The 11,968-nt window shown below is 66.5% G+C and carries 13 protein-coding genes and 2 pseudogenes; 3 read left to right on the top strand and 12 right to left on the bottom strand.

Annotated features, from left to right (window positions below):
• Nucleotides 1-36: 36 nt before the first annotated feature.
• The 3 genes from ABLG96_RS00600 to ABLG96_RS00590 all read right to left on the bottom strand — a co-directional run bounded on the left by ABLG96_RS00600 (nucleotide 37) and on the right by ABLG96_RS00590 (nucleotide 2,147).
• Nucleotides 37-795 (bottom strand): hypothetical protein, encoded by a 759-nt coding sequence (locus ABLG96_RS00600; protein WP_353649500.1) that lies wholly within the window; start codon nucleotides 793-795, stop codon nucleotides 37-39.
• Between the two features lie 27 nt (nucleotides 796-822).
• On the bottom strand, nucleotides 823-1,365 hold the full coding sequence (locus ABLG96_RS00595; RefSeq protein WP_353649499.1) for a hypothetical protein: 543 nt from the start codon (nucleotides 1,363-1,365) through the stop codon (nucleotides 823-825).
• Nucleotides 1,366-1,613: 248 nt separating this feature from the next.
• The gene (locus tag ABLG96_RS00590) at nucleotides 1,614-2,147 is read right to left on the bottom strand and encodes a CGNR zinc finger domain-containing protein (RefSeq protein ID WP_353649498.1); all 534 of its coding nucleotides are present in this window, start codon (nucleotides 2,145-2,147) and stop codon (nucleotides 1,614-1,616) included.
• A 26-nt stretch (nucleotides 2,148-2,173) separates the two neighbouring features.
• Here ABLG96_RS00590 and ABLG96_RS00585 point away from each other — a divergent pair, with 26 nt between their 5' ends.
• Complete coding sequence (locus ABLG96_RS00585; RefSeq protein ID WP_353649497.1) at nucleotides 2,174-2,422, top strand: hypothetical protein; 249 nt, start codon at nucleotides 2,174-2,176, stop codon at nucleotides 2,420-2,422.
• Nucleotides 2,423-2,473: 51 nt separating this feature from the next.
• Here the strand turns inward: ABLG96_RS00585 and ABLG96_RS00580 are convergent, their stop codons facing one another.
• The 7 genes from ABLG96_RS00580 to ABLG96_RS00550 all read right to left on the bottom strand — a co-directional run bounded on the left by ABLG96_RS00580 (nucleotide 2,474) and on the right by ABLG96_RS00550 (nucleotide 8,741).
• Nucleotides 2,474-3,451: a zinc-binding dehydrogenase gene (locus ABLG96_RS00580; RefSeq protein ID WP_353649496.1), complete on the bottom strand. Its 978-nt coding sequence runs from the start codon at nucleotides 3,449-3,451 to the stop codon at nucleotides 2,474-2,476.
• Between the two features lie 222 nt (nucleotides 3,452-3,673).
• Nucleotides 3,674-4,096, bottom strand: a complete 423-nt coding sequence (locus ABLG96_RS00575; protein ID WP_353649495.1) for an organic hydroperoxide resistance protein — start codon at nucleotides 4,094-4,096, stop codon at nucleotides 3,674-3,676.
• Between the two features lie 61 nt (nucleotides 4,097-4,157).
• Nucleotides 4,158-4,646, bottom strand: a complete 489-nt coding sequence (locus ABLG96_RS00570; RefSeq protein WP_353649494.1) for a MarR family transcriptional regulator — start codon at nucleotides 4,644-4,646, stop codon at nucleotides 4,158-4,160.
• A gap of 179 nt (nucleotides 4,647-4,825) precedes the next feature.
• The gene (locus ABLG96_RS00565) at nucleotides 4,826-5,710 is read right to left on the bottom strand and encodes a carbohydrate ABC transporter permease (protein WP_353649493.1); all 885 of its coding nucleotides are present in this window, start codon (nucleotides 5,708-5,710) and stop codon (nucleotides 4,826-4,828) included.
• Nucleotides 5,710-6,663, bottom strand: coding sequence for a sugar ABC transporter permease (locus ABLG96_RS00560; RefSeq protein ID WP_353649492.1), 954 nt, complete (start codon nucleotides 6,661-6,663; stop codon nucleotides 5,710-5,712). The genes ABLG96_RS00565 and ABLG96_RS00560 overlap by 1 nt, the downstream gene beginning before the upstream one ends.
• Nucleotides 6,660-7,967 carry a sugar ABC transporter substrate-binding protein gene (locus ABLG96_RS00555; protein WP_353649491.1) on the bottom strand — a complete coding sequence of 436 codons (1,308 nt, stop codon included), beginning with the start codon at nucleotides 7,965-7,967 and terminating at the stop codon, nucleotides 6,660-6,662. The genes ABLG96_RS00560 and ABLG96_RS00555 overlap by 4 nt, the downstream gene beginning before the upstream one ends.
• Nucleotides 7,968-8,405: 438 nt before the next feature.
• Nucleotides 8,406-8,741 (bottom strand): hypothetical protein, encoded by a 336-nt coding sequence (locus ABLG96_RS00550; RefSeq protein WP_353649490.1) that lies wholly within the window; start codon nucleotides 8,739-8,741, stop codon nucleotides 8,406-8,408.
• Nucleotides 8,742-8,844: 103 nt separating this feature from the next.
• Between ABLG96_RS00550 and ABLG96_RS00545 the strand changes: the two are divergent.
• Nucleotides 8,845-9,472 (top strand): annotated as a pseudogene (locus ABLG96_RS00545) (transposase); the annotation flags it as partial.
• A gap of 65 nt (nucleotides 9,473-9,537) precedes the next feature.
• Here ABLG96_RS00545 and ABLG96_RS00540 read toward each other — a convergent pair.
• Entirely contained in the window at nucleotides 9,538-10,455 is a 918-nt protein-coding gene (locus ABLG96_RS00540; RefSeq protein ID WP_353649489.1) for an NAD(P)H-binding protein, read from the bottom strand.
• A gap of 64 nt (nucleotides 10,456-10,519) precedes the next feature.
• Between ABLG96_RS00540 and ABLG96_RS00535 the strand changes: the two genes are divergently transcribed.
• Entirely contained in the window at nucleotides 10,520-10,987 is a 468-nt protein-coding gene (locus tag ABLG96_RS00535; protein ID WP_353649488.1) for a MarR family winged helix-turn-helix transcriptional regulator, read from the top strand.
• Nucleotides 10,988-11,180: 193 nt separating this feature from the next.
• Here ABLG96_RS00535 and ABLG96_RS00530 read toward each other — a convergent pair.
• A pseudogene (locus ABLG96_RS00530) lies at nucleotides 11,181-11,598 on the bottom strand (Lrp/AsnC family transcriptional regulator).
• Nucleotides 11,599-11,968 lie beyond the last annotated feature (370 nt).

The raw sequence follows: 11,968 nt of genomic DNA, 5'->3' as shown, positions 1-11,968 counted from the left end.
CGGTGTTCTCGGAGGATCCGGATCGCGTCGCACCGGTCACTGCGCTGAGCGGGTTGGGACGAGGGCCGGATCGTCGCGGAGCCAGGTGAACCCTTCCACCAGACTCCAGACGCCGAGTCCGAACAGCGTCCACTCGGTACCGTCAGGACCCGGCATCCTCGGGTGCGGGATCCCTTCGATTGCCTGCAGCGCAAAGCCTTCCCCCAGGGCTGCCATCGATCCGGCGAACTCCTCGATGCTCCGTCCCGGTCGCATCGTCCTGCCGTAGGAGCCCATCAGGGACGCATAGAGCGCCGCGAACCTCTGGACGGAATCGGCGTGTCGTTCCTGGCTGGCCCGGCGCAGGTCGTCGGACGCGATTGCCGTCGCGCGAATGGTGAGAGCGATCAGGAACGGTGTCGTCCCCCCACCCTCCAGGCTCTCGATGTGGGCGGCGCAACCCTCGCGCACCACGGTGGTCAGCGGCAGGTGATCATCGATGATCGGTCCGATCCTGGCCATCGTGCCGGAGACCGGATCGTCGAACCGCCGCCTGGTCGCGGCCACCGCGAGGTCTCGCTGGAAGGCCTCCTGGTCCGGCCACAGCCGATAGGCCGCCCCCGAGGTGAGCCCCGCCTTGCGCAGCACCTCCTGCAACCGGATGTGACCGACGGCCGCAGAGATCCCCCGCCGCAGCAGCATCGAGAGTCCCACGTCGATGAGCAGTTGTCTGGTCTGTTCCCCGGTCCGCCGTTGGGTCATCATCAACCGCCACCTCACACCGATGATCAGCCGACCGGTGGGCCGGCTGATCATCAGTGTGAGGTACGGACGGGGCCTGCGTCAGGAGATCGCGGTCTTCACCTTGATGACCAGGTAGTAGGTGTACGCCACGGCGTAGCACTTGTACCGCGCGGGATTGGCTGCATTGAACTTCTGGGTGCAGTTCTTCTTCAGGTTGCTCAGCAAGGGTCCGTCGCACGTGCTGTGCGAATGGGTCGACTGCAGGCACATGTCGTGGCGGGCACACGGGCCGCGGAAGTTGACAGTGCCGCTGCCGATACCGAACGGCGCACCGCTGGAGATGTACACCGAGTCGGGTGAGCTCGTGCAGTAGTCGTGCCAGCCGCGGTGGTTCGAGGTGTCGGGGTCGTAGCAGTAGCTGGTCGGCACGACGACCTTGCCGGAGACCGGCTTGGATTCCGCGGAGTGATCGCGGCAATGGAGCGTGGCCGCTGCGGCGTTCACCACCGCTGCCTGCACCGCCGCTGACTGCTGCACCGCAGGAGCAGTGGATGCGGAGGCTCCGCCGGCGGCCCCGATCCCCCACACCGCGAACACCGCACACATCAGACCGAACAACGCTGTTCTTGCCTGTTTCTTCATCTGCCATCTCCTGCGTATTCCCGTGACCGCGGCCGGTACCCTGCAGAGAATCCGCTGGGCTGCATCGAGTTTCGTCCGCCGGACGCCCCTCGTCCATGGGTGTGGCGGTCAATCGGCAGAGAATAAAAGTATTCTCACCGGCGTGAGCGGCGCGCAATGGCGATCGCCTTCGCATCCACCGCGTTGCGCGGTCGAAACCGCCCTGTCTAAACCGCCCTGTCGACGGGCCACTGTCGACGGGCCGTTGCTCAGGAGGACCTCGCCCGGTGCCGGCGGACCGCCGCTCGGTTGGCGCAACGCACCGAGCAGTACCGCTGCCGGCCGTTGCGGGTGACGTCACAGACCACGTTCCTGCAGTCATCTCCGGGATGGCGCCCGGCTTCGCAGCGGCGCAGCCTGTCCATCCCGCGCGTGGTCAGGTGCAGGGCGGTGCCGACGGAGAAGATCGCGGCGAGCACTCGTGGCAGCGGCAGGTCTTCGTCCCGGTAGTGCAGGTGCCAACCCTCGCCGTCGTGGTCCGTCATCCGCGGATACGCGGTGGCTCTGGCCATCTGATCGTTCAGCAGCGCTGCGCGCTCGTGCGGGTCTGCGGCGTCGACGACGCGTAACCAATCGTCCAGGACGGCACGAATGCGGAGATGGTCGTCTGCCGCTTCCCGGAACGTCATCGTCATCCCTGCCTCGTGGGCACGCGCGACGATGCCGTCGCGATCGGTGGGCCAGTCGTCGGCGAGGGAGGCGGCCAGCAGAACGGCGTACTCGCCGTAAGGGTTGAGATGCACAACGACATTACAGCAGAGTCGGTCGGATGAGCGCCGAAACGGACGTCCTGTGCACATCCATCGCCACTGTGCGCGCCCACGAGCACGGCTGGTGCACCGAATCGAGCCACCGCACTCTCGAGGGGGTGATCCGCTACGTCCGGTGCACCGGCTGCGGCGCACGCCGGATCGACCTGGTCGCAGCACCGGGAGCCGTCCCCGCGGCGAGGAGTGCGATCGTGCCGGGCGGCGCAGCTGTGGATCGAACGCTGTCGGTCGCCGAGCAGCGGGCCTGAGCGTTGCTCGGCAGCAGAACCGTTCGCCGACGTCGCGACTCATTCCTCACGTCAGGGACGGAGCAGGACCTTGCCGATCCGGCCGACGCCGAGGCTTGCCCGGACGGCGTCGGTGACGTCGTCGAAGGAGTAGGTGGCCTCGACCGGAAGCGTCAGCTCGCCGGCCAGGACCCGCTGGATCAGCTCACGGAACAGCTCACCCTTGAGTTCGGGCGCCATGTCCCTACTGACCACGGCACCCCAGAAGCCCTTGACGATCGCCTGCTTGAAGATGAGGTCGCCGGCGCTGAGGTTCAGGATCGGCGAGTTCATCGATCCGAAAGCAACCAGCGTGCCGCTCTCAGCCAGCAGGCCGAGCAGATCGCCGGCTGCGCGCCCACCGAGCGATTCGACCCCGGCGCGGATGGGAGCTCCGCCGGTGATCGCCTTCACCTGGTCCTGCCAACCGTCGGCGTCGGTGGCGACGATGTTTCCGATGCCCTGGCTCTCGAGCTCGTCGACGCCCGCAGCGCGGCGGACGAGGCCGACCACGTTCAGTCCGCGGGCTGCTCCGAGTTGGGCGACCATCCGTCCGACAGCCCCGTTCGCGGCGTTCTGTGCCAGCCAGTCCCCGGGCTGCAGGTCGAGGAAGTGCAGCAGGCTGATGGCGCTGAACGGCATCGAGACCAGTTGCGCCGCAGCGCCATCGCCGATCGCATCGGGAACGGGGATCAGGCCGGCCGCCGGAGTGGTGAAGTACTCGGCCCAGGCGCCGAAGCTGCCGCCCGAGGCGACCCGCTGACCGACGGTCAGTCCCGTGACTCCCTCACCGACTGCATCCACGATTCCGACGGCCTCGGTACCGGCCCGCGCCGGGAGGTCCGGCTTGAAGCCGTAACTGCCGCGGACCGTCCAGAGGTCGTGGTTGTGGATCGCTGCGAGCAGGGTCCTGATCCGGACCTCACCCGCACCGGGCTCGGGCAACGGGCGGTCCTGGACGGTCAGCACGTCCTCCGGCTCACCGAAGGTCTCGTGGATGATGGTGCGCATGGTGGTTCCTCACTGGAAGTAGTTGTGGTGCAACGGTGATCGAGTGAATTGCTCGGTGATCGAGCGAACGGAGTGAGTCGAGATCGGTCGGAACCTGATTCCGGCCCAACGAGATCTCGACGCGCTCGTTCCTCGCTTGCTCCCTGTCCTGAGCGACGAAGGGGACCACCGAAATCCTCGGTGATCGAGCGACGAAGGAGACCAGATCCCGTCAGAGCACGATCAGTCGTCGGACACCGTGATGGTGACCTCGATGTTGCCGCGGGTGGCGTTGGAATACGGGCACACCTGGTGCGCGGCATCCGCCAAGGCTCGGGCCTGCTCGTGGTCCAGCCCGGGGATGACCACCTCGAGCTGCACGGCCAGTCCGAACCCACCGTTCCCGTTCGAGCCGATGGACACCCGACCGCCGACGGTCGAGTTCGCGATCTTCACCTTCTGTACCCGGGCGACGCTCTGCAGCGCGGAGTGGAAGCACGCGGCGTAGCCGGCCGCGAACAGCTGCTCGGGATTGGCGCCCTCACCCGAGCCGCCCATCTCCGGCGGGATGGCGAGATCGAGGTCGACCCGGCCGTCGGTGGTGGTGACGTGGCCGTTGCGGCCCTCGCCGGTGGCCAGGGCTTCGGCGGTGTACAGCGTGTCCATGGTGATTCCTCTCGATCGGCTCGTCGACGGGGTGTCCGCTGAGCCGGGTGGTGGTGGACGTTCAGTGGTGGGCGACGTCGACCCGGTTGTCGGCAGCCGGTCCGGCTGCTCGTGATGTGCCTGCGGCGACCGCCTGCATGGTGGTGGTCAGGTGCCGCAGGGTGGCGATCATGGCGCCGGCCGCTTCCTGGTCCGGGAGGCCGGTACCGCGGGCGATGGTCTGCGGGATGTGGGCGAGTTCGGTGCGTAGCCTGCGAGCCTGTTCGGTGGTCCTGATCGTGACGATCCGCTCGTCCCGCGAACGGCGTTCCCTGGTGAGCAGGCCCGCCTGCTCCATCCGCCGCAGCAGCGGCGAGAGCGTCCCGGAATCCAACTGCAACAGCTCCCCGAGCGAGCTCACCGTCTGGTCGCCCTCGACCCACAGTGTCACCAGCACCAGATACTGCGGATACGTCAGGCCCCACGGTTCCAGGGCCGTGCGATAGGCCTGGCTGGTGGCGCGGGTCGCCGCGTAGAGCGCGAAGCACACCATCTCGTCGGTCACCGGCATGGCTCTATGGTTGCACACACTCCGGTTGTGCACAACGTGATTCCTGTACCCCGTGACCGGGAAGGGGGATCCGATGCAAGTCTCGACTCCTTCGTCGCTCGACCAGCGAACCACGATGATCCAGCGGACGGAGTGAGTTGAGATCCCGTCGTCGACCGCGCCTCCGCAGCCTCGGTGGGCTACTTGATGCCGCTACGGGTGAAGCCTTGGACGAAGTAACGCTGGAACAACAGGAACAGCAGGACGATCGGCAGGACGGAGAGCAGCGCGAAAGCCATGGTGGCGCCGTAGTCGGAGCCGAACTGACCCTGCAGGTAGAGCAGCCCGATCGGCAACGTGAACAGGCTGTTCTCCTTGAGCGCGATGAGTGGCCAGCTGAAGTCGTTCCAGGTAGACATGACCGTGAGCAGGACCAGCACCGCGATCAGCGGCTTGCACAGCGGTAACACGATGCGGAGGAACACCCGCCACGGACCGGCACCGTCGACCCGTGCGGCCTCGATAACCTCACGCGGGATGCCGAGGATGAACTGTCGTGCCAGGAACACCCCGAACGCAGACGCGGCCGTCGGAAGTATGACGCCCCAATAGGTTCCGTAGATGTTGAGATCGGTGATCAGCTGGAACTGCGACACCATGATCACCTGCACGGGCAGCATCAGCGTGCTGAGCAGCAGCAGGAACACCGCGGAGTTCCCGGGGAAGCGCAGATGCGCAAAGGCGTAGCCCGCCAACAGGTTCACCACCACGGTGATCAGGGTGACCACCACGGTGATCGCTACCGAGTTGCCGAACCAGGTCGCAACCGGGAACGAGGAGAAGATCCGGTCGAAGTTCTCCATCGTGAAGCGCCCGGGCCACAACCGGACCTGGGTCGTGAGCAGCTCCTCGCGCGGTGAGATGGCGACGACCACCATCCAGTACAGCGGGAACAGCAACACCACGGCCACCACGATCGCAGCCAGCAATCGGACCGCCTTGAAGCGACCATCTCGCGGCCGCACGCGGTTCGCCGTCGCCCGGACCGGTCCGGGCGCCACCGGGGTGGAGGGAATGACGGCCATCAGTCCACCAGGTCTCTCGTACGGCTGGCCCGCCACTGGATCACCGTGAAGATGACCGTGACCACCAGCAGGAACATCCCGATCGCGGCGGCGTACCCCTGATCCCGGGTGACGAAGCCGTTCTCGTAGGCGTACGTCACCAGCACGGATGTCGAGTTTCCGGGACCGCCCTGGGTGAGTACGAAGACCAGGTCGAACACCTGGAAGGAGTAGATGACGTTCATGATCAGCAGGAAGAACGTCGACGGCCCGACCATCGGCCAGGTGATGTGCCGGAACTGCTGCCAACCACCGGCACCCTCGAGCTTGGCCGATTCGTACAGGTCGGGAGCGATCCCCTGCAGCCCGGCCAGATAGATGATCATGTTGAAGCCGATACGCCACCACAACGTCACCAGCACCACGGAGGCGAACGCACCGAAACCGCTGGACTGCCAGGGCACGTCACCGAACCCGATGGCGCCCAACAGCTTGTTGGCGATGCCATTGTTCTGGTCGAACACCAGCACGCCGATCAACGCCGTTGCGACACCGGAGATGACCATCGGCAGCACGATGACCGTGCGGAACAGCCCGCGCGCAGGCAACACCGAGTTCATCAGGACGGCTGCGCCGAGACCGAGCGCCATGCTGACGGGCACGACGATGACGGTGAACAGTGCAGTGTTCACCGTCGAGCGCCAGAAGACCGGGTCGCTGAGCAGCCGGCGGTAGTTGTCGAATCCGACGTACCGGCCGTCGCCGAAGCCGTTCGTCTGCTGGAAGCTGATGAACAGCGCCCAGACCAGCGGCAGGAACAGGAACAACCCCAGCAACACCAAGCTGGGCAACAGGAATGCGTACCCGGTCGCCGCTTCCCGCGCGCGCCGGCTGCGCAGTCCGACGGGAGCGCCGGCGCGCTTCCGAGGACTCTCCGCCGGGCCGCGTTGGCGCAGCGAATCGGTGAGCGTCACCGCGCGAGGGCCGTCTTGATCCCGGCCGTGATGCCGGCGATGGTGTCGTCGGTGCTCTGGCCCGAGTTGAATGCCCGCTCCAGCTGATCGCTGAGTACCAGGTTGATCGCCGCCATGTTCTTGGAGGCGACCTGCTTCGCATCCGAGGGCTGCACGGTGGTGGCCTGGCCGAGGAAGATCGGCGACAACTCAGGCCGGGCGGCGAACGCGAGGCCGGAGGTGATCAGATCCTTCCGGGTGGGCAGCAGGCTGGCGGTGACGCAGAAGTCCTTCATCGTCTGCTGCTGCGTCATGAACTGCAGGAACTTGGCAGCGACGTCGCCCCGCTGCGTACCCGCCGTCGCGACCAGTGCGTTGCCGCCGAGATCGCCGCCGCCGCGCTTGTTGCGCGGCGAGTAGGTGGCGCCCCATTCGAACTTCGCCAGCTTCGCGGCATCCGGAAGCAGGAACGCGCCCCCGAAGACCATCGCCACCGTCTCGGAGAAGAACAGGTCGCTGGCGTAGGTGGACGACTTCACCGAGCTGTTCTCCGGCACGTACTTCTTGGTGAAGAAGCCCTTGGTGAAGTCGATCGCTGCCCGACCCTGGGCCGAATCGATGGCGGGAGCGGTGAGGTCCTCGGTGAGGAACCGGCCGTCGGCCTGGAACAGCCAGCTGAGCCAGCGGGTGACGCCCTGTCCCTGCCAGTTGTAGGCGAACGGGTATTTCTTGGCGGGCAACGACTTCTGCAACTTGACGGCGACGGCCTCGAACTCCTCCCAGGTCCACGCGGTGTCAACGGTGGTCGGTACGGCGGTGATCCCGGCCGCCGTGAACGCCGCCTTGTTGTAGAGGATCGCCGAGGTGTCGGTGTGGTGCGGCATGCCGTAGGGCTTGCCGTCGTACTGCACTGCCTGCCACATCGAGTCGGTGAACGCGTCTCCGGCGGTGGCCTCGATCTTGCCCGTCAGGTCGAGCAGCTGGCCGCGTCCCGCGTAGGTGCCGAGGTTGTCGTAGTCGACGCGGAAGACGTCCGGCGCGGTGTTCGACTGCAGCTGGGCGTCGATGTTGGGGAACATCTGCTGGAACGGGACGGCGTTCAGCGCGACCTTGGTCCCGGGGTTCGCCTTCTCGAAGGCGGCGATCGCGGTGTTGAAGCCGGCCAGCTCGCTGTCGGTGCCCCAGGTGGTGAATGTGAGGTCGCCGGTGCCGGCGGCCCCGGTCGGCGCAGAGTCCGTGGACTTCGTGAACCCGCACGCGGCGAGCGTGGCGCCCACTGAGAGCGCACCGGCCGATCTGAGAACCTGACGTCTGTTGAGCTGCATGGGACCTCCGAATGGACTGTGAACGACTGGACGCGCCGCGGGTGTGACCTGGTGATCCGGCGGCGCCGTCCCGGGCTCGTCGGTCTCGTCATCCTCTGCCTGCAACGTCTTCCTACCCCCCGGTGCACTCATTCATCCGTACGAGGAATAGTTCTGCGTTCCCGGCACCGTGCTCGATGGCGGCTCCGCTGTGCCGCATGTCCGGATTTGCTCGCTGCCCGCCACGACTGCACTGGCTCCCCGGACTGCTACTCCCGGCGCGGATGCAGTCGCAGAACGGCCGCACCCCGGGGCATTCCCGCAGGGCGTCCTGCAGCTGTGCCGGAAGAACGGCCGCATCACGACGGAGAGCCCACTGAAACATGGGTGGACAGAATTTTCCGCGTTGTCGGTTGGTCTCACCAGGCCCGACGATGTCCCGCTGCGTCTGTGACGAGACTATTGCGAGAGCAGCCACACCAGGGCGACTGCGTTCACCGCGGCCGTGGCTGCGGGCCCGATGGTCTTGAGTCGATCGTGGATGAGAGCTCCGATCGCTGCGTCCGCAGCTTGTACGACGGTCATGGTCAGAGCGATGGCGGCCAGGAAGTCAGGGGAGCCTGCGAAGATCGCCACGACTGCGGCGAGGGCCAGGGCAAGGCTTCTGGCGGCTGCGTACATCGAACTGGTGCGCTTTGATGGTGTGGCGGCCCGTAGGGCTGCTATCGAGTAGCCCAGGCTGACGAACCCGCTGATCGCTGTGATGGCGGCGCAGACCCAGAAGGCGGTGGACATTCTCGGCAGCGTAGTTCACGCCTCGGGTCCCGGCCCGATCGAGCAGTCTCAGCTGTAATCACGGGGTTCCGGTGGGCAGCGGGATCCGTTGTGGTGCAGCCGCTTGGAGGTGGTCGCGATGGACGGCTTCACTGGGTTCAAGACCGCCACCACCGAGGAGCTCCCGGATGCGGTCGCGGTGATGGACCTGTTCTAGGTGGTCCGCTCGCCGGTCAGGCCCTCGATGAGTACCGCCGGCGGGTACATCACGAACTGCACGGCCGGCAGGGCCGCAAGGACGACCCGCTGCATCGGGTCCGCCGGGGGTGCACACCGGTACGGATCTGCTCACCGACCGGCAACGCGCCCGACCGACCGCGCTGTTCACGGACCTCGACCACGCCGGGGTCGAAGCGACCTGAGGCCTATCGGCGCCTCGTCGCGCGTACCGCAGCACCGACCGCTAAGTCGGAGCTACCGAGCGGCGAGCAGTGATCGATCGTCTCAGAGACGGGGTCCCGAAGGTCCTCATCGAGCTCCGCCGACCGGGTCGAATCCTGGTCAAACGAGCCGCGGACGTCATGGCCTACATCAACCGGACCGGCACATCCAACGGACCGACCGAGGCCATCAACGGCAGGCTCGAGCACCTACGCGGATCAGCCCTCGGCTTCCGGAACCTCACCCACTACATCGCCAGATCACTGCTGGAGTCCGGCGGGTTCAGACCCCGACTACACGTTGATACTTGAAGGGCTCCGGCTCCGGCTCCGGCGTGCCGGCTAGCACCGACCTGACCCGCGGGATTGGTCTGCTGTCATGCGCCGAGCAGTTCGTCGCGGTGGGCCCGGATGAACGCGGCAAGGCTGGTGGGTGCGCGTTCGATGAGCTCGGCCAAGTCGCCGGTGGTGAGGCGGCCGTTGTCGTGTCCACGGCGGACGACGTCGACGAATTGACGGATCAGCCCGCGGGCTTCCCAGTTCGGCGATCCGGTCAGCCGGAGGATGAGGTACATCAACGGAGCGGGGACGTGCAGGTAGCGCACGCGTCGGCTCAGTAGGTCGGTCATCATCTCGGCGATCTGGGGATACGACGTGGCGGGGGTCCCGGTGAGGATGTAGCTGCGGCCCGCACTGCCGGTCCCGCCTTGCCGGGTGCTGTCCGTCAGCACCCGGGCGGCGGCGACTGCGATGTCGGGGGCATCGATCCAGGCGGTGGCTCCGTGTCCGCCGGTCTGGGGGAGGAACCCGCGCCGGATGGCCGGAGCTTCCAGGAGCAGGTTCTTCATGAACGCCGCGGGTTGCAGCCGAGTCCAGGCCAGACCACTGGATTCGAGGTGGGCGTCGGCGCGGGCGTGGTCGCGGGCCCAGGGGATCGCGGATTCCGGGTTCGCGTCGGCCGTGGACACCTTGACCACGTGCCGCACACCCGCGGCGCCGGCGGCATCGATGGCGTCGCGATCGCGGGTGAACTGCTCTGTTCCGGCAGGCGGGAGCAGGAACAGCTGATCGCAGCCTTCCAACGCGCTGCGCAGGGTGGAGGGGTCTGCGAAGTCACCGCGCACACCCTGGATGCCCCGGGCGGCGAAAGCATCGAGCTGGTCCTGCCGTCGGCACATCACGGTGAACGGCGCTCCGAGCTCGACGAGGCGGTCGACCAGGGCGCCGCCCACGTCACCGGTGGCGCCGGTAACCAGAATGGTCTGTGCTCGCGGGGTGGGAGCGGAAACGGACATCGAATCTCCATCAAGTAGCAGTAATCTGTTACTCGACGGTACCCAGCGAGAGGAGCACACGACTGTGCGGTTCACCACAGAGGACTTGGACGGGCTGGTCACCTGGACATTGATCAAAGCGGCACACGTCGCCGAACGACGACTCACGCGGTTGTTCGCAGAACACGACCTGTCGCCCGTGCAGTTCGGGATCCTCGCCCACCTCGCCACCGGCCAGACCCATACCTCCGCCCAACTGGCGCGCGAGGTCCTCACCCGACCCCAGAGCATCGCTTCCGTCATCGACGGCCTGGTCAAGCGGGGACTCGTCACCCGCCTCGGAACGCGCGCGAAGGGCCGACCCAACCCGATCGAACTCACCAGCGCCGGACATGACCTACTCACCACGGTGTGGCCGGCGGTACTGAGCGCCAACCAGCCCAATGCTCTCGACCTCCCGCAGAACGACGCAGCGGAACTCAACCGGATACTGCACACCCTCGTTCGAACCGTCGAGCCAGATGCGCGATCGGCCGAACCAAGGGGTAGATAGATGTCGTGTCAGGTGGCGGCTGAGTGCTTGCGGCGCATGGCGTTTGATCGGTGAATACGCACTCGCGGGTGTGACTGATCAGCTAGCTCGCCCCCCCGTGGTGGGATCCGGCACCCTGCTGGGAGTGACGACCCCTCATTGGCCTCGGGACCCGCGTGCCGGTGGCATGAACGGTCTTGGCGTGCAGGTGCTCTTAGACGATGGGGTGCGGACGTCCGCGGTCTCCGGCTTCTCTGCGAGACGGTCGATGACGAAGGCGTACAGGTGCTGGTTGTCCGGGACGGCCACATGGAGCAGGAAGTCCTCTCGCTGCCATTGGTGACGAACAGGCCCAGTACGTCGTCCAGCCCGGCCGCCCACTCGCGGAGGCCTTCGATGTTCTGTCGGGTCGCTGGACGAACCCGGACAGCGATGAGCGCTCGGATCGGCCGCCCGATCTGGGCCAGATCCATCTCCAGTCCCATGGCGGTGATCACCCCGCGCTCCCGCAAACTCCGTGTGCGGTCCAGCGACGTCGTGGGCGCGACACCGACTGCGGCCGCCACCTCGCGGTTGGTGCGCCGTGCACCGTCCTGCAGCGCAGCCAGGATGGCCGTATGGGCTCCGGTCAGCGCTGAGAGGGTTCAAGTGGTAGGCGGCATTGTGCAGTGGCTCGCCGGTGATGCCGTCCTTCCCGAGGATCTGAAGGACATCCTTCCGGCGGTGGTCGAGGTGTCGATGCCCTGGTCCAGCACAACGAGGTCGACCCCACGGGTGTGCAGTATTCGGGACAGGTCGATGAAGTGCCCAAGCCCTATCTCGAGAGTTCAGTGACGACGTCGTTCACCTCGCCCGCGGCCGCGAGCCCGGTCCGCATAGCCTGTGCACCACCCAGGGCCTGCTGGAGTATCCCGAGTTTGGAACACGGATGGGCTCATGCACGTAGAACATCCTTCCGGCAGCACCTTCCGGCTCCACAGCTCAGATGACAACTATCCGGTG

The organism is Nakamurella sp. A5-74, assembly GCF_040438885.1.
Taxonomy (GTDB): domain Bacteria; phylum Actinomycetota; class Actinomycetes; order Mycobacteriales; family Nakamurellaceae; genus Nakamurella.
The sequence above is the reverse complement of the archived record's forward strand: the minus strand, read 5'-3'. Positions and strand labels throughout refer to the sequence as shown.